The organism is Aeromonas sp. 1805 (genome assembly GCF_013085525.1).
Taxonomy (GTDB): domain Bacteria; phylum Pseudomonadota; class Gammaproteobacteria; order Enterobacterales; family Aeromonadaceae; genus Aeromonas; species Aeromonas hydrophila.
Genome location: NZ_CP038515.1, coordinates 3,649,623 through 3,672,468, shown reverse-complemented (window position 1 = coordinate 3,672,468; position 22,846 = coordinate 3,649,623). Strand labels below are relative to the sequence as shown.

Here is a 22,846-nt window from a genome sequence, read left to right as displayed (position 1 = left end):
AATACAATGAAATTCAAAACCATGAGCGTGCACAGCGGCCAGCGGATCGATCCCCAGACCGGTGCCCTCACCACCCCGCTCTACCAGAGCAGCACCTTCAGCTACTTCAACGCCCAGGCGGGCAAGGAGCGCTTCGCCGGTCAGGCCCCCGGTTTCATCTACAGCCGCTTTGGCAACCCCACCACCGCCGAGCTGGAGCAGAAGCTGGCGGCGCTGGAAGGGGCCGACGAAGCGCTGGTGGTGGCAAGCGGCATGGCGGCGGTGAGCGCCATCATGTATGCCCTGGCCGACAGCGGCGATGAAGTGGCCTATATCGGCCCGCTCTACGGCGGCACCGATGCGTTTCTCAAGCAGACCTTCAGCCGCGCCGGCATCAAGGTCACCGCCTACGAGAGCGATCAGGATCTGCTGGCCAACATCCGCCCCGCCACCAAGGTGGTACTGTTCGAAACCCTGACCAACCCCACCCTCAAGGTGGTGGATCCGCGGGTGGTAGTGGAAGCGGCCCGCAAGGTGGGCGCCATTACGGTGTGCGACAACACCTTCCTCACTCCCTATCTGCTGCGTCCGCTCGAGCTTGGCATCGACATCGTCATGCACAGCGGCACCAAGTACCTGGGCGGCCACGGCGACATCATCGCCGGGGTGGTGGCGGGCTCTCACGCGCTGATGAAGTCGATTCGCACCGTGGCCCTCAAGCACATCGGCTCCCCCATCGGCCCGCAGGAGGCCTACCTGTTGCAGCGCGGGGTCAAGACCCTGCCCCTGCGCATGGATGCCCACCTGCACAACGCCCAGAAGGTGGCCGACTTCCTGGCCGCCCACCCGGCGGTGAAGAAGGTGATCTACCCGGGGCTGGCCAACCATCCGGGCCACGATGCCCTCGGCGCCTTCGCCAGCGGCTTTGGCGGCATGGTGAGCATCGAGCTGGAAGGCGGCTTTGCCCGTTGCGCCACCCTGCTCGACAACCTGCAGCTGTTCGTGCAGGCGGTGAGCCTCGGCGATCTCGAGAGTCTCGCCTGCCATCCGGCCAGCACCACCCACGCCGCCATGGACGAGGCGAGCCGCCTCGCCGCCGGGGTCAATGACGATCTCATCCGCTTCAGCATCGGGGTGGAAGACGCCGACGATCTGATTGCCGATCTGGCCGCCGCCCTGGCCCTGATCTGACCGTCCGCCACTTTTGAGCGCAAAAAAACAGCCCGCCCCCTGCCAGGGGGCGGGCTGTTTTGCTTGCGGCCGTCGCCCGATAGGGGCAACCCGCTAGGGGGTGGCAGAGAGGCGCTGCACCGGCCAGCCCAACGCGGCCAGCTCGGGGGCCAGCGTCTTGGCATCCCCCACCACCAGGATCACCATGTCGTCGGGATCGAGCCAGCGGCGGGCCAGCTCACGCAGGGTAAAGGGAGAGAGCCGGCTCACCTGCTGCACTCGCTGCTCCACATAATCCTCCGGCCACCCCTTGAGCAGGATGGGCAGCATGTACTCCATTTCCTGCGGCAACGTCTCGTAATCGAGCGCCTGACCATTGAGCACCCGATCCCGCAGGGTGCGCACCTCCAGCCGGGTCGGCCCCAGCCGCTGGTACTTGTCGAGCTCCTGCAGGATCTGCCGCAGGGCCGCCCCGGTCACGCTGCTGCGCACGCTGCTTTGCAGCAGGAAGTGGCCCGCATCGGCGTTGCCGTCGAAGGCGGCGTCGATAAAGTAGGTGTAACCCAGCTCCTCGCGCAGCCGGATGTGCAGCCGCTCGGCGAGGGACACATTCATCAGCCGGGTCAGGTAGTGCTCGCCGAAGGCATCCTCCGCCATGGCCCGCCGTCCCACCCGGATCTGGCTGAGCGCCGCCCCGGGATTGTCCAGCAGATAGATGGCCCGCTTCGCCTGCTGGCCGCGCCAGCCGAGGGAGTGCAGGGCCGGCGGCTGACCGGCAGGCTCGACCAGAAAACCGAGGGCCTTCATCACCCGCTCCTGGGCCAGATCCCCGCTCACCACCACCTGGGCTTCCCCGCTGCGATAGACCGACTGATAAAAGTTGCGCACATCCTCGAGCGTCAGCGCGCGCACGCTGGCCAGCAGATCCGGCCGCTTGCGCCCCTCGAGCAGGGCGCCGAACTGCCAGTCCGCCTGCCACTGGGGATCTTGCATCAGCTGTTGCAGCCACTGGACATGATCAAAGCGGCTGCGCTCAAAATCGGCTACGCGCATGGCGGGCTGCTGCACCAGCTCCCGCACCAGTGCCAGCGTCTCGTCAAAATGGGAGGTGAGCCCCTCGATCTCGACGTAGCTGCGCCCCTCCCCATGATTGAAGCGAATACTGGCCCCCAGCTGACGGGCTCGCTCCTCGATGCTGGCCGCCTGCAGCTGCTCGCTGCCAAGGGAGAGCATGGCGTCGGCCAGGGTGGCGATTCCGTCCTTGCCCTCGGGTTCGGCCCGCTCACCGCCCGGCCAGCTGATGCTCATGGCAAAGGCCGGCACCTCGTCGCTGTAGTGACCGAGCAGGGAGATCCGCTCACCCAGCTTGGCCTGCCACAGGGTCGGCATGGGCACCGGCAAGGCGCCACCGCTGGCCGGCTCCTGGCGCCGGTCCAGGGTCTCCTTGATGACATGAGGCAGCAAAGAGGGGGTCGGCCGGGCCAGCGGCAAGGGGGGCGGCTCGACAAAGTTGGGGCTACCCGCCTGCCATTCAGGGTGATCGGCCGGCACCACGCTCAGCACCACCCTGGGCTTGTTCAACACATAGCGCGTCAACACCCGTTGCAGATCGGCCGGCGTCACCCGGGCGATACGCTGGAGGTTGCGGTACTGGAAGTTGGGGTCAGCAAACAAGGTGTGGCCGGTGGCCAGCTGCTCCACCTTGCCGGCCACGCTGTCCAGCGGCCAGATCCGCAGGGCCCGCTGGGCATTGACCGAGTGGGCCAGTTGCTCGCGGGAGACACCCTCGCTGGCGAGCTGGCCGACGATCCGGTCGATCTCCGCCTTGATGGGGCCCAGCTCGCCCCCTTTGGCCAGATTGGGCACCGCCTCAATCACCAGCATGCAGGCCAGCACGCCGCACTCCTGTCTGGCCGTCACCGAGACCAGCCGGCCGCTTTGCTGCAGTTGTCGCTGCAGCAGGCCGCTGGCCGAGCCCCCCAGCTGATCCGCCAGCAGATCGAGGGCCTCGAAGTCGGGCTCGCGGGCGGAAACGGTCGGATAGGCCAGCACCAGCATGGGCTCGCTGACCCGATCGACCAGGGTGCGATAGCGGCTCTTCTTCAGCGTCACCGGACGCACCACCGGGCTTGTCTGGGTTGGTGACGGAGGCAGCGCGGCAAAATAACGCTCGACCCAGGCCAGGGTCTGGGCCGGCTGAATGTCGCCACCGATCACCAGGGTGGCATTGTTGGGCCCGTACCAGCGCAGGAAGAACTGGCGCACGTCCTCCAGGGTGAGGCGATCCAGGTCCGCCACCCGGCCAAACGGCGTGTTGAAATAGGGGTGATTGGGGGGATAGAGAGTGCGGTTGAGCACCTCCAGCACCCGGCCGTACGGAGCAGCATCCACCAGAGTAGCGCGCTCGTTCTTGGCGATGTCGCGCTTGGCCTCCAATTTCTGCTGGTAGAGGGTATCGAGCAGAAACCCCATGCGATCCGCCTCCAGCCAGAGCACCTTCTCCAGCTGATTGGCTGGCAGCGTCTGGTAATAGCGGGTCTGATCCCGGGAGGTCAAGCCGTTGATGTTGCGCCCGCCCACCTGTTGCAGCAGCCGGATATAGCCCTCCTCCCCCACGTGGGCCGAGCCCTGAAACATCATGTGTTCGAACAGATGGGCCAGCCCGGACTGGCCGGGGGCCTCTTCCGGCAGCCCAACCCGGTAGTGGACCGCCACGTGCACCAGGGGATCGGAGTGATCCTGGGTCAGGATCACCGTCAGGCCATTGTCGAGCCGATATTGCTGATAGGGGACGATCAGCGGATCGGCCACTTTTTTCTGCTCCTTGACCAGCACAGGGCCGGCCAAGGCCAAGACACTGAAGAAATAGAGCAAACTCCACACGACTCTCATGTTATTTCCCAATTTGCAAACCTGAACATTATTATTGGCGGTCGCTGCGCGTCGTTCATATCCAGCGCAACAACGAAAAAATGGCGACAGCACCCTGCAGGTGCCTCGCATTATTGATGACATGAATAATATTTTTGCCGGCAGCAATGTCTGCTCCGAGCCTGCCAATGCGGCAGCCAAAGGCTGGCAGCCTGCACCCCGGCCGTGGTCGTCAGTGTAATCAATCAAGCCCCGAAGGGATATCATCAACAGACGTGCTTTTGTAACAAGGTATATATCTGGTCCATCCGTCAGCGCCCTTGAATAGCCTGAACGGCGCTATTTAGCCGTGTTAACCGTGCCGATTAACAGTGCCGGAAAATATCGTCGGCATGGCGTTTCGCCCGCAGATGGGAAATAAGTCTGCCGTTATTGAGTCACGCAAAAATAAGCCAAGAGCGTAGTCAATATTGATGCTATTAATAACAGGCGGATGGCAGGTGCCTTACTGGCACCACTCGCCAGCCACCCTTTTTGTACTCTCTGCCAGCCGGCAGGGTTGGCAAAGGCGCAAAAAAACAGGGGCCGCGGCCCCCTGTTCATGCTGGGTGCAATCGGATCAACCGCGATCCAGCAGGATGTTGAGCATGCGGCGCAGCGGCTCGGCGGCGCCCCACAGCAGCTGGTCACCCACGGTAAAGGCGGCCAGATACTCCGGCCCCATGTTGAGCTTGCGCAGACGACCGACCGGGATGCTGAGGGTGCCGGTGACGGCAGCCGGGGTCAGCTCACGGGCGGTGATGTCGCGATCGTTGGGGATCACCTTGACCCAGTCGTTGTGGGCGGCCAGCAGGGCTTCGATTTCCGCCAGCGGCACATCTTTTTTCAGCTTGATGGTGAAGGCCTGGCTGTGGCAGCGCAGGGCGCCGATGCGCACGCACAGACCATCCACCGGAATGGCGGCATTTTCGATGCCCAGGATCTTGTTGGTCTCGGCCTGGCCCTTCCACTCTTCGCGGCTCTGGCCGTTGTCGAGCTTGGTGTCGATCCAGGGGATCAGGCCACCGGCCAGCGGTACGCCGAAGTTGTCTACCGGCAGGGTGCCGGAGCGGGTCTTCTCGGTGATCTTGCGCTCGATGTCGAGGATGGCAGAGGCGGGATCCGCCAGCTCCACCGCCACTTCATCGCGCAGCATGCCCATCTGGGTGACCAGCTCGCGCATGTGGCGCGCACCGCCACCGGAGGCGGCCTGATAGGTGGCCACGCTCACCCACTCCACCAGATCGGCCTTGAACAGGCCACCCAGGGCCAGCAGCATCAGGCTGACGGTGCAGTTGCCGCCGACGAAGGTCTTGATGCCGTTGTTCAGGGCATGCTCGATGACGTCGCCGTTGACCGGATCCAGGATGATGACCGCGTCCTCCTCCATGCGCAGGGAGGAGGCGGCATCAATCCAGTAGCCCTGCCAGCCGGCGGCTTTCAGGCGCGGATAGACATCCTTGGTGTAGTCGCCGCCCTGGGCGGTGATGATGACGTCCTGTGCGGCCAGCGCCTCGATGTCGAAGGCATCCTGCAGGGTGCCGGCATCGACGCCGAAATTGGGGGCGGCCTCACCGGCCTGGGAGGTGGTGAAGAAGGTGGGCTGAATGCGGGAAAAATCCTTCTCTTCCTGCATCCGGCTCATCAACACCGAACCCACCATGCCACGCCAACCGACCAAACCTACTTTTTTCATAATGTCCTACCCTGGATAGCTGCTTATAGAAACCGAGTGTGATACCCGTGATCCCTTGTCCGGCGCGGGCCGTTTACAAGCGGTTCACAAAATATGGGTTGCGAAAAATGCGTCTGTCCACATTACGGATTGTGACGGCGGGCGCAAGTCGAATTGCGCAATATTCTGTGCCGTTCGCTGCAATATCCGTCAGCCTGGCCGACCTGCGGGCAGCCGGTTGGCATCCCGCCGCCACTTGGGGCATCATTGAGACCGACCGGCAGCCCCGCTGCCCCTCGGGGACGACCCCGAGGCCTCCTGATACGCAGGGACGACCCTGCTTCCTGCGGAATCTGCCTTATGTCCTGGTTGCTCCTGCTGTTGGCCGGCCTGTTCGAGGTCGCCTGGGCCATCGGCCTCAAATACACCGACGGTTTCAGCCGCCCCCTGCCCACCCTGCTGACCCTGATCGCCATGGGGGTGAGCGTGCTGCTGCTCGCCATGGCGGTCAAACAGTTGCCCCTTGGTACCGCCTACGCGGTATGGACCGGCATTGGCGCGGTCGGCACCGTGCTGATGGGGATCTGGCTGTTCAACGAACCGGCCACCCTCGCCCGGGTGCTCTGCCTGCTGCTGATCATCGGCGGGATCCTGGGTCTGAAATTCATCGGCTGAGCCGTGACCGAGCTCGGTTGAATGGAGAGCAAAACGGGGCATGGGCCCCGTTTTTTGCCTGCCAAACGCGCCGACCCCTGCTATTATCTGCGGCCAAACATGAGCCAATAAAAATCAGGATATCGTGATGACCGACCACACTTTTATTCCCGGCAAGGACGCGGCGCTGGAAGACTCCATCGAACGCTTCCAGACCAAGCTGCAAGCCCTGGGGTTTGATATCGAAGAGGCCTCCTGGCTCAACCCCGTGCCCAACGTCTGGTCCGTGCACATCCGGGACAAGGAGTGCTCCCTCTGTTTCACCAACGGCAAGGGTGCCAGCAAGAAGGCGGCGCTCGCCTCCGCCCTTGGCGAATATTTCGAGCGTCTCTCCACCAACTACTTCTTCGCCGACTTCTATCTGGGCGAGCAGGTCGCCAATGGCGACTTCGTGCACTACCCGAACGAGAAGTGGTTCCCCATCGAGGGAGATCAGCTGCCCGCCGGTCTGCTCGACAGCTTCACCCGCAAGTTCTACAACCCGGATGGTGAAGTGACCGCCGACATGCTGGTGGATCTGCAATCCGGCAACGAAGAGCGCGGCATCGTCGCCCTGCCCTTCGAGCGCCAGTCTGATCACCAGACCGTCTACATCCCAATGAACATCATCGGCAACCTGTATGTCTCCAACGGCATGAGCGCCGGCAACACCCGCACCGAGGCCCGCACCCAGGGGCTGTCGGAGGTGTTCGAGCGCCACGTGAAGAACAAGATCATCGCAGAGGCCCTCAGCCTGCCGCTGATCCCGAATGAGGTGATCGCCCGTTACCCCGGCATCAAGGCCTCCATCGATGCGCTGGAAGCCGAAGGTTTCCCCATCTACAGCTTCGACGCGTCGCTCGGCGGTCGCTACCCGGTCATCTGCGTGGTGCTGCTCAACCCGAGCAACGGCACCTGCTTTGCCTCCTTCGGCGCCCACCCGCGCTTCGAAGTGGCGTTCGAGCGCACCGTCACCGAGCTGCTGCAGGGCCGTAGCCTCAAGGATCTGGATGTGTTCGTGCCGCCCTCGTTCGACAACGAGCAGGTGGCGGATCACCACAACCTGGAGACCCACTTCATCGACTCTTCCGGCCTCATCAGCTGGGATCTGTTCAAGCAGGATGCGGACTTCGAGTTTGCCGACTGGGACTTCCGCGGCACCTCGCAAGAGGAGTTCGACCACCTGATCGGCATCTTCCACGAGCTGGAGCAGCCGGTCTACATCGCCGACTACGAGCACCTGGGCGTCTACGCCTGCCGCATCCTGGTGCCCGGCATGTCCGACATCTATCCGGCCGAAGACCTGCTGCTGGCCAACAACACCATGGGTGCCCACCTGCGAGAGACCATCCTGGCGCTGCCGGCGCTGGAGTGGGACGCGGAGCAGTACATGGCGCTGTTCGACCAGCTGGATGAAGAGGGTCACGACGAGCGTACCCGGGTGCGCGAGCTGCTCGGCATCGCCGCCGCCAAGGGCTCCGCCCTGCACACCCTGCGGGTGGGCGAGCTCAAAGCCATGCTGGCACTGGCCGCCGGCGAACTCGACACGGCGCTCGATCTCATCGACTGGACCATGGAGTTCAACCAGTCGGTGTTCCCGGCCGATCGTGCCAACTACTACCGTGCCCTGCGCGCCTGCGTCGAGCTGTTCCTGGATGAGGATCGCGACCCCGAGCAGTACCGCGCCGTGTTCACCCGCATGTATGGTGAAGAGACGCTGGCACAGGCCTGGGCCCACGCCAGCGGTGAAGCTCGCTTCCACGGGTTGGCAGCTGCCGACCTGTCCCTCAGCCAGTTCCCGCTGCATCAGAAGCTGCTGGCAGCCTATGAGAAGCTGCAGAAGGCCAAACGAGCCCATTCATGGGGTTGATGTGGTAGTATGTGAAGGGGCCCTGATGGCCCCTTTTGCTTTATGGTCGCCAGAGAGGCGATTTGTTATTCAAAGATGAAATAAAAAACAAAAAATACCTCTTAGGGGGTTGCCAAGCCGGGGCAGAGAATGCTGGGGAGATGCAAAGATGCCTTGCCAGTACCATTTTTAGGCGATGAAAAATAAATTGTTTAAAATCATTGCATTAAAAAATCAGCATTTATGTTTCAGCTGAAACCTGGTGTAAAGCAACGCTGCCGGAGGACTCAAATTTTTGTAGTAAAATTACATTCACAATCTGCAATTCTTGATCGGAGTCAATTTTGACGATCTGGCCCTTTGTTATGATTTCCACAGGCAAAACATCAGGTACATGAGAATTGAAAGCAGAATCTCCCTTTGATTGTCTCAAGCCAGAAGCCATCGCTGCACTGGCAGAAGATATCACCTATGCCAAGGCCACCAAGCCTGCATACAAGGTCATCCCCCTGGCCATCACCGCAGGCGCTTTCATCGCCATTGCTTTCGTCTTCTTCATCACGGTGACTACCGGTGCCGGCAATGTGGCCTGGGGCCTCAGCAAGCTGGTCGGCGGTCTCTGTTTCGCACTGGGTCTGATCCTCTGCGTACTGCTCGGTGCCGAGCTGTTCACCTCCACCACCCTGACCCTGGTGGCCAAGGCGGCCAACCGCATCACCTGGGCCCAGCTGTTCAAGAACTGGGGACTGGTCTACTTCGGCAACCTCATCGGCGGTCTCATCATAGTCGGCCTCATCATCATGTCGGCCGAATACATGGCGGCAGATGGTCAGTGGGGTCTGAACGCCCTCAAGGTAGCCCAGCACAAGATCCACCACACCTTCTTCGAGGCCCTTGCCCTCGGTATCCTCTGCAACCTCATGGTGTGTCTCGCCGTGTGGATGGCGTTCGGCGCCCGCAGTGCGACCGACAAGGTGATGGTCATGCTGCTCCCCGTCGCCATGTTCGTGGCCTCCGGTTTTGAGCACAGCATCGCAAACATGTTTATGATCCCGGTCGGTATCGCTATCCATGCGGTAGCAGGCCCGGAATTTTGGCAGGCCATCGGCCAGGACCCGGCGACCTTTGCCGACCTGACCGTATCCAACTTCGTCCTACACAACCTCATTCCCGTCACCATAGGTAATATCATTGGTGGTGGCGTCATGGTTGGTCTGACTTACTGGTTTATCTTCCGTCGTCATCATTAAGGATGATTGCGGGATACTACATCAATACCGTGTGAGGTAATGAAAATGGCAGAACTTAACGAACAGTTCCAAAAAGCATGGGAAGGCTTCGCGGCCGGTGAATGGCAGACCTCTGTCAACACCCGTGACTTCATCCAGAAGAACTACACCCCGTATGAAGGTGACGAGTCCTTCCTGACTGGCGCGACCGAAGCTACCACCAAGCTGTGGGACAAGGTCATGGAAGGCATCAAGATCGAGAACCGCACCCACGCGCCGGTCGATTTTGATACCGACCTGCCCTCCACCATTACCGCTCACGATGCCGGCTATATCGATCAGAGCCTGGAGCAAATCGTTGGTCTGCAGACCGACAAGCCGCTCAAGCGCGCCATCATCGCCAACGGCGGTATCAAGATGGTCAAGACCTCTTGCGAAGTGTACGGTCGTCAGCTGGACCCGATGGTCGAGAAGATCTTCACCGAGTACCGCAAGACTCACAACCAGGGCGTGTTTGACGTTTACACCAAAGACATCCTGAACTGCCGCAAGTCCGGCGTCATCACCGGTCTGCCGGATGCCTACGGCCGTGGCCGTATCATCGGTGACTACCGTCGTGTTGCCCTGTACGGTATCGACTTCCTGATGGCCGACAAACTGGCCCAGTTCAAGTCCCTGCAGGCTGACCTGGAAAACGGTGTCAACCTGGAAGCCACCATCCGTCTGCGCGAAGAGATCTCCGAGCAGCACCGTGCCCTGGCACAGATGAAGGTAATGGCTGCCAAGTACGGTTGCGATATCTCCGTACCGGCCAAGAACGCCAAAGAAGCCGTCCAGTGGACCTACTTCGCCTACCTGGCGGCAGTCAAGTCCCAGAACGGTGCCGCCATGTCCTTCGGTCGTACCTCCAGCTTCCTGGACGTGTATATCGAGCGTGACCTGAAGAAAGGCCTGATCACCGAGCAAGAAGCCCAGGAGCTGATGGACCACATGGTCATGAAGCTGCGTATGGTTCGCTTCCTGCGTACCCCGGAATACGATTCACTGTTCTCCGGCGACCCGATGTGGGCCACCGAGACCCTGGCTGGTATGGGCGTTGACGGCCGTACCCTGGTCACCAAGAACAGCTTCCGTATGCTGAACACCCTGTACACCATGGGCCCGTCCCCTGAGCCGAACCTGACCATCCTGTGGTCCGAGAAGCTGCCGGTCGGTTTCAAGAAGTACTGCGCCAAGGTATCCATCGAGACCTCTTCCGTTCAGTACGAGAACGACGACCTGATGCGTCCGGACTTCAACAACGATGACTACGCCATCGCTTGCTGTGTGTCCCCGATGATCGTCGGCAAACAGATGCAGTTCTTCGGTGCTCGTGCCAACCTGGCCAAGACCATGCTGTATGCAATCAACGGCGGTATGGACGAGAAGCTCAAGATCCAGGTCGGTCCGAAGACCGAAATGGTCAAGTCCGAGTACCTCGACTACAACGACGTGATGGATCGTCTGGATCACTTCATGGACTGGCTGGCCAAGCAATACGTTGCCGCGCTGAACATCATCCACTACATGCACGACAAGTACAGCTACGAAGCCTCTCTGATGGCGCTGCACGACCGTGACGTCTATCGCACCATGGCGTGTGGTATCGCAGGTCTGTCCGTAGCCGCTGACTCCCTGTCTGCCATCAAGTTTGCCAAGGTCAAGCCGGTTCGTGACGAAGATGGCGTTGCCATCGACTTCGAAATCGAAGGCGAGTACCCGCAGTTCGGTAACAACGACGCTCGCGTCGATGACATCGCCTGCGACCTGGTTGAGCGCTTCATGAAGAAAATTCAGAAGCTGAACACCTACCGTGGTGCCGTGGCTACCCAGTCCGTGCTGACCATCACCTCCAACGTGGTGTACGGCAAGAAGACCGGTAACACCCCGGATGGCCGTCGCGCTGGTGCGCCGTTCGGCCCGGGTGCCAACCCGATGCACGGTCGTGACCAGAAGGGTGCCGTTGCTTCCCTGACTTCCGTTGCCAAGCTGCCGTTCGCTTACGCCAAAGATGGTATCTCCTATACCTTCTCCATCGTGCCGAACGCGCTGGGTAAAGACATGGAAGCCCAGAAAGCCAACCTGGCCGGTCTGATGGATGGTTACTTCCACCATGAGTCCAACCTGGAAGGCGGTCAGCACCTGAACGTCAACGTGATGAACCGTGAAATGCTGCTGGACGCCATGGAAAACCCGGAAAAATATCCGCAGTTGACCATCCGCGTATCCGGTTATGCCGTTCGCTTCAACTCTTTGACCAAAGAGCAACAGCAAGACGTCATCACCCGTACCTTCACCGCTTCTCTGTAATAGAGTCTCGGTGAACAAAAACCGGCGCCAAGGCGCCGGTTTTTTTATGCCTGATAGTCAGGGAGCATAGACCTGAAAACCTGCCGGCAAGGCCGGCACTCCCCTCCTCTCACCCGCCTTGTTCAGGGCCGCTCTCCTGCCGCCAGACGGTGGTTGATGTCGGCAATCACCGGGGCGATGTCGGCCAGGGTGTCGATGACATAGTGCGCCCCCGCCGCCCGCAGTTTGGCCTCCGCCGGTGCGCGCCGAGCGGCGATCTCCGCCTCGCTCATGGCGGTAAACGCTTCCCAGGTGGCACCAAACTCGTTGCCGGAAACCGACAGCCCCACCGTCCACATGCCGGCATTCAACCCTTCACTGATACCCGGCACAGCGTCATCCACCTTGATGCAACGCTGCACCGCGCTCACTCCCAGCTCAATCACATTGGCCAGCGCCATCCAGGGGCCAGGGCGACCACCTGCCTTGAGATCATCGGTAGCGACCCAATGATCCGGGCAGTAGCCGTGATCGGCCGCCGCAGGTACCAGCGCCTCCATCACCGGACGGGGATAACCGGAGCAGGATCCGATTTTCATCCCCTGCCCCCGCAGTGTCTCCAGCACCGGCAGTACACCCGGGATCGGGGCAGCAAAGCGGGTCACCGCAGCAATCTGCAGCGGCATAAAGGTGTGATAGAGGTGATCCACCTCGGCGTGGCTCATGGGGTGGCCAAAGCTGGCCTGCCAGCGCGCATCCACCGAGGGCAGACGGCCCAGCGCAGCAATATGATCCCATTTGCCCAGCCCCATGGGCTGGCGCGCCTCATCCAGGGTCACAGCAAAGTCATAGGCGCGGGCGAAGGCCTCGACGAAGATGGAGGTGGGGGCGAAGGAGCCAAAATCGACGACGGTACCGGCCCAGTCGAGGATCAGTGCCTCTACATCGGTGGCCGGATGAATAGCGATCTGCAAGTCAGTCATGGTGATCTTCCTGTTTCGGTGAAAGTGCGATCTCGCCAAGGGCGCGATCGAGAATGGTGATGGCACGCACCAGATCGGCGCGAGCGATATTGAGCGGCGGCGAAAGCTGGATGACATTGCCCTGGGAAACCTTGAAGCTGAGCCCAAGCTCCAGACAGCGGTAGAGCAGCCGCTCGGCGGCCTGGCTATTGCGGGCGCGACTCTGGTGATCGACCACCAGATCGAGCGCCCAGAGCAAACCGATACCGCGCACCTGCCCGATCAGCGGGTGACGCTCGGCAAGCGCCGCGAGCTCGCGCGCCATAAAGCGACCATCCTCCTGCGCTTTTGCAAGCAACCCCGCTTCGCGGATTGTCTCTATCGTGGCGAGAGCCGCCGCGCAGCCGATGGGGCTCTTCTCGTGGGTGTAGTGGCCGAGCGAAATAGCCGCCGCCTGATTGAAGCGGTCGCGGGTGATGAGCGCTGCAAACGGCACCCCCCCGCCTCCCAGCCCCTTGCCAAGGCAGATGATGTCGGGCTCGATGCCGAACTCTTCAAAGCTGAACCAGTGGCCGGTGCGGCCCAAGGCATTGGGGATCTCGTCGACGATCAGCAACACCTTGTGGCGATCGCAGATCTCCCGCACCCGCTGCCAGTAGGCTTTTGAGGGCACCTGCACATCGGTATTGCGGATGGGCTCGGCGATAAAGGCGCCGATCCCTCCCTCCTTCTCGATGACGTACTCCAGATAATCGGCGTAGTGCAAGTCATCCCCTTCCCCGCGATACCAGACACCGCGATAACGGGTGGGCGGCGGGATGCGCTCCACTCCGGCCATCAGCGGGCCCATGCCGGCACGAAAGCAGGCCTCACCGCCGACCGAGATGGCATCGAGGGAGGCGCCGTGAAACGCATCCCACAGCGACACCACCTTGCTGTTGCCGGTGATGAAACGGGCGAGCTTCAGGGCAATCCCCACCACCTCGCTGCCGCCGGGGGCGAACAACACCCGGTTGAGATCGCCGGGGGCCAGCTCGGCCAGAGTGCGGGCGCAGTCGATGGCGACCTGATGGGTGTAGCGGCGTGGCGCAAACGGCAGGTCGGCGAGTTGCTGCTGCACCGCGGCCACCACCCTGGGGTGACCGTGCCCCAACTGATGGACGCTGTTGCCGTGAAAATCGAGGTAACGCGCGCCCGATACGCTGGTCAGCCAGCTCCCCTGCGCGTGCTCAAGCAGATCGAGACAGGGGGTGGAGAGGGCCTGATGGAGAAAGTAGCGGCTATCTTCCGCCAATCCGGCCTGTACATCTTCGCTCTGGCCCGCCCACCAGCGCGAGCGCCCCTCGCCAAGGTTGATATCCCCTTCGCTGTCGGCGCGGCCACTGCCGTGCAGCTTATGGTCGTGCTGAACGCAACCGTGAGGCGCTTGGCTCGTCATCGCGCGTCCCCTTGCCAGTAGCAGGCGCTGGCCATGGCGGCGAGCAACCAGCGTACCCGCTCTGGCGTCACGTCACCGATATTGCCGATACGGAAGCAATCGGCCTGGGAGACCTTGCCCGGATAGATGACAAAGCCCTGCGCCTTGAGCCGCTGGTAGAAATCGGCGAAGCGGTAGTCAGGGTGGGCCGGGGAGTAGAAGGCGGTGATGATGGGGGATTGCCACTGTTCTGGCAGCAGCGGCGCAAAGCCGAGGGCGGCCATGCCGTCCACCAGTGTGCGCTGATTGTCGCGGTAACGCCGATGGCGGGCGGCGATACCGCCCTCTTCGTCCAGCTCACGCAGGGCCTGGGCAAAGGCGAGTACGGTATGGGTGGGCGAGGTAAAGCGCCACTTGCCCCCCTGCTGCTCCATGGTCTGCCACTGGGCGTGCAGGTCGAGGGAGACCGAGCGGGCGCGACCGGCGCAGGCCGTGAGCGCGGCGCGGCGGGCGATAACGAAGCCAAAGCCCGGCACCCCCTGGATGCACTTGTTGGCCGAGCTGATGAGTAACTCGATGCCAAGGCGCCCCATGTCGATGGGGATGCCGCCAAAGCTGCTCATGGCATCGACGATCAGGCGAATGCCGCGGCGCTGGCAGAGCGCAGCCACCTCCTCAAGGGGGTTGAGCATGCCGGTGGTGGTCTCGCAGTGCACCATGGCCAGGTGGGTGATCTCGGGGTGGCGTACCAGCATCGCCGCGATGGCGGCGGGTTCGGGGCGGGTTGTCTCGCCGCAATCCAGCTCATGGTGGCGCAGGCCAAGGCAGCGGGCCATCTCCCCCATGCGGGCACCGTAGGCGCCGTTGTTGATGATCAGCAGACACTCGTCGCTGCCTATCGCCGAGCCCAGCACGCTCTCCACCACATAGCTGCCGCTCCCCTGCAGCAGCACGGCGCTGTAGTCGCTTTGATATTCCGGGCCGGTGGCGAGGCGCACCAGCTCGCGACGGATGGGCTCCACCACGCCCTGGTTGTAGTCCGCATCCCAGGTGCAGCTGTCTTGCAGCATGGCGGCGCGCACCGTCGCGGTGGTCGAGAGAGGGCCCGGGGTCAGCAGCAGGTAATCGACGGCGGCGGGGGTCGCAGGAATATGGGTCATGACTTCGCTCCTATTGGTATATACCAGAATGAGCTCATTGTGGGTAACTGCCCCGCCAAGGTCAAAGGGGTGGCGCTACGTGCAACAAAAAATTCATTTTCAGCGCCGGGATCGCGATAATCTAGGAAGCCTGAACAGCAGGGGCGATTCTGGTATCTACCAACGTATGTTGATGTCGCCGTTTAACGACCGAACAGATGACCAGTCCTGCGCCCAGCCCATTGCCCAACTCATTGCACAACCAGGGATTTTCATGAACAAACCGCAATACCTGCAGATCAAGGATGCCCTCGCCAACCAGATCCTGGCGGGGGGGCTGGCCCCCAACGACAAGCTCCCCTCCGAGCGGCTGCTGGGGGAACTCTATGGCACCACAAGGGTCACCATTCGCGAGGCGCTGGTGCAGCTGGAGGCCAATGGCCTTATCTATCGGGAGGATCGCCGCGGATGGTTCGTCACCCCGCCGCGTTTCAGCCTCAACCCCAGACGCACCTCCAACTTTCACCAGATAGTGCGGGAGCAAGGGGGCGAGCCGCGCACCGAACTGCTGGAAAAAAGCCGCCAGGCGGTGCCGCCCGCGCTGATGGCGCAGTTGCAGCTCAAGCCGTTTGACAGCCTGTTTCTGCTCAAGCGGCTGCGCTATGCCAACGGGCGCGCCATCTGCTATTGCGAGAACCACTGCCTGCCAGAGCGTGTGCCTGGCCTGCTGGAGCTGGATCTCAATGGCAGTCTGACCGAGATCTATCAGGCCCATTACGATCTCCACTACGCCCGCATGCAGGTGCGCTTCTTCCCCACCGCCCTGCCGGACGAGGTGGCCAAGGCGCTGGGGGCCACCGCCGGTCTGCCCGCCCTGCGCCTCGAGCGACTCAACTTCGATCAGCATGGCCGGGTGCTCGACTTCGATCTGGAGTACTGGCGCCACGACAGTCTGGAGATCGAGGTGGATACCCAGGATTAGTCGCGGACAAATCAGGAACGGCAAAACGTCACGGAGCCGTCACGGCCACGTCATAAAGATCCCCTAGCCTCTCTTTCGACCAATCTGGTTTATACCAAGCCAACTTATATGGAGAAGAGGATGAAACAGGGAACCCATCTGCTGGCCGCCGCCGTGCTGGCTGCCATGACAGCCCCGGCACTGGCCGCCACCGATCTCACCGTCTACACCGCCTTCGAACCGGAGCAGCTCGGCGAGCTGAAGAGCGCTTTCGAGCGCCAGCATCCGGATATCAACATCAAGTGGGTGCGTGACTCCACCGGTGTGGTCACCGCCCGCTTGCTGGCAGAAAAAGCCCAGCCCAAAGCGGACGTGGTATGGGGACTGGCGGCTACCAGCTTGATGCAGCTCGATCAGCAGCAGATGCTCAATGCCTATGCACCGAAAGGGCTGGATAAGCTCGACAGCCGCTTTCGCGACAGCAAGGCCGAGCCGCACTGGATCGGTCTGGACGCCTTCTTCAGCGCCATCTGCTTCAACAAGGTAGAGGCCCAGAAACAGGGGATCCCGGCGCCGACCAGCTGGGCCGACCTCACCAAGCCCATCTACAAGGGCAAGGTGATCATGCCCAACCCCAGCTCCTCCGGCACCGGTTACCTGAGCGTCGCTGGCTGGCTGCAGACCATGGGCGAGCAGCAGGGCTGGCAATTTATGAACGGCCTGCACCAGAACATTGACCGTTACACCCACTCGGGCTCCGCCCCCTGCAAGCTGGCCGCCAGCGGCGAGACGGTGATCGGTATCTCCTTCGACTTCCCGGCCACCAGCCTCAAGGCCAAGGGGGCCCCTATCGAGGTGGTGTTCCCGAAAGAGGGTTCGGGCTGGGACATGGAAGCTGCCGCCATCATCAAGGGCACCCCCAAGCTGGAGGCCGCCAAACAGCTGCTCGACTTTGCCGCCACCGAACAGGCCAACGCCCTCTACAACAAGTCGTTCGCAGTGGTCGCCATCCCGGAGGTGGCCAAACCGAGAGCCGGTTATCCCGCCAACATCAAGGGCCAGATGATCGACAACGACTTTGGCTGGGCTGCCCGCGAGCGCAACGCCATCCTGGCCCAGTGGAGCGCCAGCTTCGACGGCAAAACCGAAGCCAAACAGTAATCCCGCTGAGGGCTGGTTTGTGCGATGGCGGCACTTCGCCATCGACCCATTCATTGCCGAAGGCCAACTCAAGTTGGCCTTCGCTTTTTGGCATCTCCTCCCCTGTTTGTGTCGTCCTCAATGGGTGGCGCCTAGCCCACCCACAAGCAGCCAAACCACTTGCTGATGACCCGTCGTCATCTGACTGTCATCAAGCTGTCATCCCCCGATCACCTGACCGTCACACTTTGCTCGCAAACTGGTATATACCAAATCAGTAGCGAGTCGAACCATGACCCAGCCCTATCTGGACATTCAACATCTCAACAAGCAGTTCGGTGCTTTTCAGGCCCTCAAGGGGATCTCTCTGACCATTGAGCCGGGGGAGTTTATCTGCTTTCTCGGCCCCTCCGGCTGCGGCAAAACCACCTTGCTCAGAGCCATCGCCGGGCTGGATCTGCCGGACAGCGGCGAGATCTGGCAAGGGGGGCGCAATATCTCCCAGCTGCCGCCCCAGCAGCGCGATTTTGGCATCGTGTTTCAGTCCTATGCCCTCTTCCCCAACCTGACGGTGGCCCAGAACATCGCCTTTGGCCTTGAGAATCAGGGACTGGCGCGGGATCTCATCAAGGAGCGGGTCGATCACTGGCTGGGGCTGGTGGATCTCACTGCCCAGTCCCACAAATACCCGAGCCAGATCTCCGGCGGCCAACAGCAGCGGGTGGCGCTGGCCCGGGCGCTGGCCCTCTCCCCCGGCCTGCTGCTGCTGGACGAACCGCTCAGCGCACTGGATGCGCTGGTGCGCACCCACCTTCGCAGCGAGATCCGCGCCCTGCAGCAGCGTCTTGGCATCACCACCATCATGGTGACCCACGATCAGGAAGAGGCGCTGACCATGGCCGATCGCATCGTGGTGATGGAGGGTGGCCGTATCGTGCAGGTGGGCACTCCGCAGGAGATCTATCACCAGCCTGCCAGCCGCTTCGTGGCAAGCTTTGTCGGCACCATGAACTTCCTCGACACCCTGGTGCTGAGCCCCAGCCAAGTGCGCCTAAACGAACAACCACTGCAACTCGCCAACCGGGCCGCGGCTGGCAGCAAATTGCAGGTGGCGATCCGCCCCGAGGCGATCACCCTGAGTGTGCCGAGCGAGCCCTATCTTGGGCAACATGGCATTGAAGCAACCATCGATCAGGTGGAGTTTCTCGGTGCCGCCCAGCGCCTTATCTGCACCGCCGACACCTATCTGGGCCCGCAGCAAATTCTGGTGGAGCGCCCGACCCATGAGCTGCCCCGCCACGAGCAGGGTGGCTGGCGCAGCGGCATGCGCTGCTCGCTGCACTGGCCCGCCGCGGCGATGCAGCTGTTTGAAGGAGAGCGTCCATGACTGCCCCCCTCGTGACCTCCTCCCTGTTGCCGCCAGCGCCAGCCCGGCAAGACGCCCGCTGGCAGCGGTTTTGTCGCGGTTGGAGCCGGGATCAGCTGCTGCAACTGATCCTGCTTGCGCTCGGCATCGCCCTGCTCACCGGCGGTCTGCTACTGCCACTGCTCACCATGCTGCAAAAGAGCCTGCAGGATGAGAACGGCCTCTGGGTGGGCCTTGCCAACTTCAACGCCTACTTCGACTCCCCTCATCTGGGACGCACCATCGGCAACACCCTCTGGCTCGGGGTGCTGATCACCGCGCTGGTGGTGACCATCGCCTTTGGCTACGCCTATGCCCTCACCCGCACCTGCATGCCGGGCAAGAGCCTGTTTCGTCTCATCGGTTTGATCCCGCTCTTGATGCCCTCCCTGCTGCCCGCCATCAGTCTGGTCTACTGGTTTGGCAATCAGGGGATCGCCAAGGGGCTGCTCGGCGGCGAGAGCATCTACGGCCCCATCGGTATCGTCATTGGTCTGGGCTTCTGGTGCTTTCCCCATGCCCTGATGATCCTGATCACGGCGCTCGGTCAGAGCGATGCCCGCCTCTATGAAGCCTCCCGGGTGCTCGGCAGCAGCGGCTGGCGCACCTTTGTCACCGTCACCCTGCCTACCGCCCGCTATGGCCTGCTCAGCGCCGCCATCGCCGTCTTCACCCTCACCATCTGCGACTTCGGGGTGGCCAAGGTGATTGGCGGCCAGTACAGCGTGCTGGCTACCGATATCTACCGACAGGTGATCGGGATGCAGAACTTCTCGCTGGGCGCCGTTGCCAGCGTCACCCTGCTGCTGCCGGCGCTCTTGAGCTTTGCGCTGGAACACAGAGTGCGCAGCAAGATGCAGGAGCAGAGCAGCACCAAGGCGGTGCCCTATCGCCCCACGCCCCATCGGCTGCGGGATCTGCTGGCGCTCGGCTGGTGCACGCTCTGGGCCCTGCTGTTTTTGGCACTGGTGGGCATGGCCGTTTACGGCTCCCTAGTGCAGTTCTGGCCCTACAACCTCGCTCTGACGCTGGATCACTACGCCTTTGACAGCAACAGCGTCTATGGCTGGCAGCCCTTTACCAACACCTTGCAGCTGGGCCTCTATACCGCGCTTATCGGCACCGTGCTGGTGATGGTGCTGGCCTGGGCACAGGAGAAGGGGCGCCACTTTGCATGGCTTCGCCAGCTGCTGCATCTGCTTGCCATGCTGTCGCTGGCGGTACCCGGCATGGTGCTGGGGCTGGGTTACATCTTCTTTTTCAACGGTAATCCGCTCTTTGGCAGCCTATATGGCACCCTGCCGCTGATGGTGCTCTCCTGCGTCATCCACTACTACACAGTGGGCCATATGACGGCGCTGACCTGCCTCAAGCAGTTGCCCAAGGAGCTGGAGCTGGTGGCCATCTCATTGCGCATTCCGCTCTGGAAGGCGTTCTGGCGAGTGACGCTGCCCGCCTCCCTGCCGGCACTGCTGGAGATCTTCATCTATCTGTTCGTCAACGCCATGACCACCACCTCGGCGGTGATCTTCCTCTATTCGAGCGACAGCGTGCTCGCCTCCATCGCCGTGCTCAATATGGAGGATTCCGGCGATACCGCCGCGGCCGCCGCCATGGCCACCCTGATCCTGCTGGCCGCCGCCACCGTCAAGCTGCTCCAGCTCTTTTTGAGCCGCGCCCTGCTGGATCGCACCCAGCGCTGGCGCCACCCATAACCTTGTCGAGGAGTCATCATGTCCACTCTCCCCTTCTGGCTGGCCGAGGCGCTTGCCGCCGAACAGCCCGCGCCGCCCACGCCCCTTCACGGCCACCACGAGGTCGATGTCTGCATCGTCGGTGGCGGCTTTACCGGGCTGTGGAGCGCCATCGCCCTTAAACAGGCCGAGCCAGCCTTACGCATCATGGTGCTGGAGAAAGATCGCTGTGGCAGCGGCGCCTCCGGGCGCAACGGCGGCTGCCTGCTCACCTGGTCGGCCAAATACCTGACCTTAAAGCGCCTCTTTGGCGAGCAGCAGGCCGCCTGGCTGGTGCAAGGCTCCGAGCAGGCGGTGCACGAGATAGCCCGCTTCTGCGAAACGCACAACATAGAGGCACAGCTGAGGGTCGAGGGCACTTGCTACACCGCCACCAACGAGGCGCAGCGCGGCCTGATGGAACCGGTATTGCGGGAACTCAAGCGAGCCGGCCTTAACCAGTGGCAGGCGATTGCAGAGGATAAACTGGCAAGCCAGAGCGGCTCCCACGTTCATCTGGAGGGGTTCTACAGCCCGCACGCGGGTTCGGTGCAACCGGCACTGTTGGTGCGTGGCCTGCTGCGGGTGGCGCGGGAGCTGGGGGTCGAGGTTTATGAGCACTCCCCCATGCAGCGCCTCGAAGGGGGCCAGCCTGCACGGGTACAAACACCGCAGGGTGAGGTGCGTGCCCGCAAGGTGGTGCTGGCCCTCAACAGCGCCATGGTGGCGCACTTTCGCGAGTTTCGCCGCAGCATCGTGCTGGTCTCCTCCGATATGGTGATAACCGACCCCGCGCCGGATGCGCTGGCGGCCCAGCAGCTTGAGCACGGCCGCTCCGTGGTAGATGGCCGCACCTTTGTCCATTACTACCGCACCACCGCGCAAGGGCGGCTGATGCTGGGCAAGGGGGGCAACACCTTCGCCTTTGCCAACCGCCATCTGGCCGAGTTTGATGCCCCCAGCCGTTATCTTGCCCCCCTCACCCGCACCCTGCGCCGCTTCTTTCCGGCGCTCAAAGAGGTGCCCATCGCCGCCAGCTGGTGCGGCGCCTCCGACCGCTCGGTAGATGGCCTCCCCTTCTTCGGCCACTGGCGAGGGCAGCCCAATATCGTCTATGGCCTCGGCTACTCCGGCAACGGGGTGGCCCAGAGCTGGATGGGCGGCCAGATCCTGGCGGCCTTGGTGCGCGATGAAGTGCGGGAGGAGGACAAGCCGTGGCGCGACTGCGCGCTGGTCAGCGGCCCGCGCGGCTATTTTCCGCCCGAACCGTTTCGCTGGCTGGGGGCCATGGCGGTGCGCAATGCCATCCGGCGCAAAGAGCGGGCGGAAGATGAAAACCGCCCGGTGGCCTGGTACGACAAACAGCTGGCCCGGTTGGCGGATGCGGCGGGCAAGGCGGACAAATAGGCTCCTTCACGGCGCTTAGGAAGAAGCCAGAAAGCCGAAGGGGCAGGAGAGTGATGACTCCCCTGCCCCTTCGCAGTTTGGCTCGACGACTGGCCCGATAGACAGGCCGGCGTTAGCTGGCCCAGGTAATGATGTGATCGATCCAGTCGCCGGCATCCACTTCGTGCACCACCTTTCCGCGCACCGACTGACCGGCCTGGTGCATGGCGCTGCGGCTGCCGGTGATAAGCGGATGCCACTCTGGCAGACTCTGCCCCTCCGCCAGCAGGCGATAGGCACAGCTAGAAGGCAGCCAGTCATATTCGGCAATCTTGTCGTGGGTGATCTGCAGGCAGTCCGGTTCTTTTTTAAAGCGGTTGCCGTAATCGGAGCACTGGCAGGTCTTGGTATTGAGCAGGTTGCAGGCCACGTTGGTGAACACCAGCTCCTCGGTGTCCTCGTCGATCAGCTTGTTCAGGCAGCACTTGCCGCAGCCGTCGCACAGGGACTCCCACTCCGTCATGGTCATCTGTTGCAGGCTTTTTACCTGCCAAAAGGGGGCGTTCTGCACGGGTTCACTCTGCTGCATAAAAGTTGGCTCACTCAATACACTGACAAGCGCGTGGTTATACGCCCTATGGCCCGATTTTTCAAGGTTGGTGGCTGTCTGTGGTAAACAATCGGCTTCGCAAGCTCAACATACAAGATGGTGTAATAAATTGTGCTGAATTCTATATCGTCCAACATCTAAGATGGACAAACCTGTGTAAGTGAATGAACATATTAGCAATCCATAAAATCGAGTCTCACTGAGCTGATAGAGAAGAATGTAAACTACAAAATCATTAACTTCCCAAGGGGCTATATGAA

Annotated in this window: 16 protein-coding genes; 10 read left to right on the top strand and 6 right to left on the bottom strand. The window is 62.0% G+C overall.

The features are described 5' to 3' along the window. The first annotated feature begins 6 nt into the window (after positions 1-6). Entirely contained in the window at positions 7-1,170 is a 1,164-nt protein-coding gene (locus tag E5E96_RS17245; RefSeq protein ID WP_029303189.1) for a PLP-dependent aspartate aminotransferase family protein, read from the top strand. Between the two features lie 93 nt (positions 1,171-1,263). Here E5E96_RS17245 and E5E96_RS17240 read toward each other — a convergent pair whose 3' ends face one another. Together E5E96_RS17240 and asd are read right to left on the bottom strand one after the other, a co-directional pair. Further along, positions 1,264-4,041 (bottom strand): pitrilysin family protein, encoded by a 2,778-nt coding sequence (locus E5E96_RS17240; protein WP_171282688.1) that lies wholly within the window; start codon positions 4,039-4,041, stop codon positions 1,264-1,266. A gap of 598 nt (positions 4,042-4,639) precedes the next feature. Then, positions 4,640-5,755, bottom strand: coding sequence for an aspartate-semialdehyde dehydrogenase (asd, locus tag E5E96_RS17235; RefSeq protein WP_171282687.1), 1,116 nt, complete (start codon positions 5,753-5,755; stop codon positions 4,640-4,642). Between the two features lie 339 nt (positions 5,756-6,094). Here asd and sugE point away from each other — a divergent pair, with 339 nt between their 5' ends. From sugE to pflB, 4 genes are all read left to right on the top strand, one after another. Then, the gene (sugE, locus tag E5E96_RS17230) at positions 6,095-6,409 is read left to right on the top strand and encodes a quaternary ammonium compound efflux SMR transporter SugE (protein WP_011705814.1); all 315 of its coding nucleotides are present in this window, start codon (positions 6,095-6,097) and stop codon (positions 6,407-6,409) included. A 127-nt stretch (positions 6,410-6,536) separates the two neighbouring features. Further along, on the top strand, positions 6,537-8,297 hold the full coding sequence (gene ycaO, locus E5E96_RS17225; RefSeq protein ID WP_171282686.1) for a 30S ribosomal protein S12 methylthiotransferase accessory factor YcaO: 1,761 nt from the start codon (positions 6,537-6,539) through the stop codon (positions 8,295-8,297). A 380-nt stretch (positions 8,298-8,677) separates the two neighbouring features. Further along, complete coding sequence (focA, locus tag E5E96_RS17220; RefSeq protein ID WP_011705812.1) at positions 8,678-9,526, top strand: formate transporter FocA; 849 nt, start codon at positions 8,678-8,680, stop codon at positions 9,524-9,526. A gap of 45 nt (positions 9,527-9,571) precedes the next feature. After that, positions 9,572-11,854, top strand: coding sequence for a formate C-acetyltransferase (gene pflB / locus E5E96_RS17215; protein WP_171282685.1), 2,283 nt, complete (start codon positions 9,572-9,574; stop codon positions 11,852-11,854). A 122-nt stretch (positions 11,855-11,976) separates the two neighbouring features. Here the strand turns inward: pflB and phnX are convergent, their stop codons facing one another. Genes phnX through phnW form a run of 3 tightly spaced genes read right to left on the bottom strand, consistent with a single transcriptional unit; the run spans position 11,977 to position 15,372 of the window. Beyond that, positions 11,977-12,816, bottom strand: coding sequence for a phosphonoacetaldehyde hydrolase (phnX, locus tag E5E96_RS17210; RefSeq protein WP_171282684.1), 840 nt, complete (start codon positions 12,814-12,816; stop codon positions 11,977-11,979). Further along, on the bottom strand, positions 12,809-14,233 hold the full coding sequence (locus tag E5E96_RS17205) for an aspartate aminotransferase family protein (protein WP_171282683.1): 1,425 nt from the start codon (positions 14,231-14,233) through the stop codon (positions 12,809-12,811). Before E5E96_RS17205 ends, phnX begins: the two co-directional genes overlap by 8 nt. After that, positions 14,230-15,372, bottom strand: a complete 1,143-nt coding sequence (phnW, locus tag E5E96_RS17200) for a 2-aminoethylphosphonate--pyruvate transaminase (protein ID WP_171282682.1) — start codon at positions 15,370-15,372, stop codon at positions 14,230-14,232. The genes E5E96_RS17205 and phnW overlap by 4 nt, the downstream gene beginning before the upstream one ends. A gap of 253 nt (positions 15,373-15,625) precedes the next feature. Between phnW and phnR the strand changes: the two genes are divergently transcribed. The 5 genes from phnR to E5E96_RS17175 all read left to right on the top strand — a co-directional run bounded on the left by phnR (position 15,626) and on the right by E5E96_RS17175 (position 21,997). Then, positions 15,626-16,333, top strand: a complete 708-nt coding sequence (phnR, locus tag E5E96_RS17195) for a phosphonate utilization transcriptional regulator PhnR (protein ID WP_171282681.1) — start codon at positions 15,626-15,628, stop codon at positions 16,331-16,333. Positions 16,334-16,453: 120 nt separating this feature from the next. Continuing rightward, positions 16,454-17,473: a putative 2-aminoethylphosphonate ABC transporter substrate-binding protein gene (locus E5E96_RS17190; RefSeq protein ID WP_171282680.1), complete on the top strand. Its 1,020-nt coding sequence runs from the start codon at positions 16,454-16,456 to the stop codon at positions 17,471-17,473. Between the two features lie 271 nt (positions 17,474-17,744). Next, positions 17,745-18,839 carry a putative 2-aminoethylphosphonate ABC transporter ATP-binding protein gene (locus tag E5E96_RS17185; RefSeq protein WP_171282679.1) on the top strand — a complete coding sequence of 365 codons (1,095 nt, stop codon included), beginning with the start codon at positions 17,745-17,747 and terminating at the stop codon, positions 18,837-18,839. Continuing rightward, on the top strand, positions 18,836-20,572 hold the full coding sequence (locus tag E5E96_RS17180; protein ID WP_171282678.1) for a putative 2-aminoethylphosphonate ABC transporter permease subunit: 1,737 nt from the start codon (positions 18,836-18,838) through the stop codon (positions 20,570-20,572). The genes E5E96_RS17185 and E5E96_RS17180 overlap by 4 nt, the downstream gene beginning before the upstream one ends. 18 nt (positions 20,573-20,590) lie before the next feature. After that, positions 20,591-21,997 carry an FAD-dependent oxidoreductase gene (locus tag E5E96_RS17175; RefSeq protein ID WP_171282677.1) on the top strand — a complete coding sequence of 469 codons (1,407 nt, stop codon included), beginning with the start codon at positions 20,591-20,593 and terminating at the stop codon, positions 21,995-21,997. 112 nt (positions 21,998-22,109) lie between these two features. Here E5E96_RS17175 and E5E96_RS17170 read toward each other — a convergent pair whose 3' ends face one another. Beyond that, positions 22,110-22,565, bottom strand: a complete 456-nt coding sequence (locus E5E96_RS17170) for a YcgN family cysteine cluster protein (RefSeq protein WP_171282676.1) — start codon at positions 22,563-22,565, stop codon at positions 22,110-22,112. Between the last annotated feature and the right edge of the window lie 281 nt (positions 22,566-22,846).

Excerpts from the sequence above, each read along its gene's own strand:
- E5E96_RS17245 (WP_029303189.1), top strand. The coding sequence starts at position 7 with ATGAAATTCAAAACCATGAGCGTGCACAGCGGCCAGCGGATCGATCCC.
- E5E96_RS17240 (WP_171282688.1), bottom strand. The coding sequence starts at position 4,041 with ATGAGAGTCGTGTGGAGTTTGCTCTATTTCTTCAGTGTCTTGGCCTTG.
- asd (WP_171282687.1), bottom strand. The coding sequence starts at position 5,755 with ATGAAAAAAGTAGGTTTGGTCGGTTGGCGTGGCATGGTGGGTTCGGTG.
- sugE (WP_011705814.1), top strand. The coding sequence starts at position 6,095 with ATGTCCTGGTTGCTCCTGCTGTTGGCCGGCCTGTTCGAGGTCGCCTGG.
- ycaO (WP_171282686.1), top strand. The coding sequence starts at position 6,537 with ATGACCGACCACACTTTTATTCCCGGCAAGGACGCGGCGCTGGAAGAC.
- pflB (WP_171282685.1), top strand. The coding sequence starts at position 9,572 with ATGGCAGAACTTAACGAACAGTTCCAAAAAGCATGGGAAGGCTTCGCG.
- phnX (WP_171282684.1), bottom strand. The coding sequence starts at position 12,816 with ATGACTGACTTGCAGATCGCTATTCATCCGGCCACCGATGTAGAGGCA.
- E5E96_RS17205 (WP_171282683.1), bottom strand. The coding sequence starts at position 14,233 with ATGACGAGCCAAGCGCCTCACGGTTGCGTTCAGCACGACCATAAGCTG.
- phnW (WP_171282682.1), bottom strand. The coding sequence starts at position 15,372 with ATGACCCATATTCCTGCGACCCCCGCCGCCGTCGATTACCTGCTGCTG.
- phnR (WP_171282681.1), top strand. The coding sequence starts at position 15,626 with ATGAACAAACCGCAATACCTGCAGATCAAGGATGCCCTCGCCAACCAG.
- E5E96_RS17190 (WP_171282680.1), top strand. The coding sequence starts at position 16,454 with ATGAAACAGGGAACCCATCTGCTGGCCGCCGCCGTGCTGGCTGCCATG.
- E5E96_RS17185 (WP_171282679.1), top strand. The coding sequence starts at position 17,745 with ATGACCCAGCCCTATCTGGACATTCAACATCTCAACAAGCAGTTCGGT.
- E5E96_RS17180 (WP_171282678.1), top strand. The coding sequence starts at position 18,836 with ATGACTGCCCCCCTCGTGACCTCCTCCCTGTTGCCGCCAGCGCCAGCC.
- E5E96_RS17175 (WP_171282677.1), top strand. The coding sequence starts at position 20,591 with ATGTCCACTCTCCCCTTCTGGCTGGCCGAGGCGCTTGCCGCCGAACAG.
- E5E96_RS17170 (WP_171282676.1), bottom strand. The coding sequence starts at position 22,565 with ATGCAGCAGAGTGAACCCGTGCAGAACGCCCCCTTTTGGCAGGTAAAA.